Origin of the sequence: Streptomyces sp. NPDC048650 (assembly GCF_043199095.1) — a bacterium.
In the GTDB taxonomy this organism is placed as follows: Bacteria; Actinomycetota; Actinomycetes; order Streptomycetales; family Streptomycetaceae; genus Streptomyces.
Window position 1 is genome coordinate 1 of the sequence record NZ_JBICVM010000043.1, and the last position, 1,187, is coordinate 1,187.

At 71.8% G+C, this 1,187-nt stretch carries 1 protein-coding gene; it reads right to left on the reverse strand.

Going from position 1 to position 1,187, the window contains the following annotated elements:
• Window positions 1-1,187 (reverse strand): beta-ketoacyl synthase N-terminal-like domain-containing protein (locus ACGFML_RS38125; RefSeq protein ID WP_393550552.1); only part of this gene is annotated, 1,187 nt, incomplete at both ends.

Sequence of the window (1,187 nt, forward strand, 5' to 3'; positions counted from 1 at the left end):
GTCCCCGTACCGTGCGCCTCCACCGCGTCCACATCGGCCGCCGACACACCCGCACTCGCCAACGCCTGCCGGATCACCCGCTGCTGCGCCGGACCATTCGGCGCCGTCAAACCATTCGACGCACCATCCTGGTTCACCGCACTGCCCCGCACCACCGCCAACACCCGATGCCCATGGCGACGCGCATCCGACAGACGCTCCAGCACCAGGATTCCGGCGCCTTCGGCCCAGCCGACGCCGTCCGCGGCATCGGCGAACGCCTTGCAGCGCCCGTCCTGGGAGAGCCCGCCCTGGCGGGAGAACTCCACGAAGGTCAGCGGTGTCGACATCACCGTCACACCGCCCGCGAGCGCCAGCGAGCACTCACCCGAGCGCAGCGACTGCACCGCAAGGTGCAGAGCCACCAGCGACGACGAACACGCCGTGTCCACCGTGACCGCCGGACCCTCGAAGCCGAACGTGTACGACACCCGACCCGAGGCGACACTGCCCGCACTGCCGCTGCCCTGGTAGCCCTCGAACTCGCGCCCGGAGAGCAGCGTCGAGTAGTCGTGGTACATCACGCCGGCGAAGACGCCTGTCCGGCTGCCCCGCAGGGTGGCCGGGTCCATACCGGCGCGCTCCAGCGCCTCCCAGGTCGTCTCCAGCAGCAGCCGCTGCTGGGCGTCGGTGGTCAGGGCCTCCCGGGGGCTCATCCCGAAGAACTCGGGGTCGAAGTCCGCCGCGTCATGGAGGAATCCGCCGGAGCGGGTGGCGATGGCGCCCTCGCGGTCGGGGTCGTAGGTGTCGTCGATCTCCCAGCCGCGGTCGGCCGGGAAGTCCGAGACGGCGTCCACGCCCTCGGACACCAGGTGCCACAGATCCTCGGGTGAGGCGACGCCGCCCGGGAAGCGGCAGCCCATGCCGACGATCACGACCGGGTCGTCCGTCAGGGACGGGAGGGCGGACACCGGGAGGGGCGCCGTTGTCTCCGTCTCCGCGCCGAACAGCTCGTCCAGGAGGTGGCCCGCCAGGGCGTCGGCCGTCGGGTAGTCGAACACGGTCGTCGCCGGGAGCCGCAGCCCGGTGGCCCTGCCGAGCAGGTTGCGGAGTTCGATCGCGGTCAGGGAGTCGAAGCCGAGGTCCTGGAAGGCCCGGTCCGGGTCGACCGTCTCCGGGCTCGCGTGGCCCAGGACCAGCGCGATCTG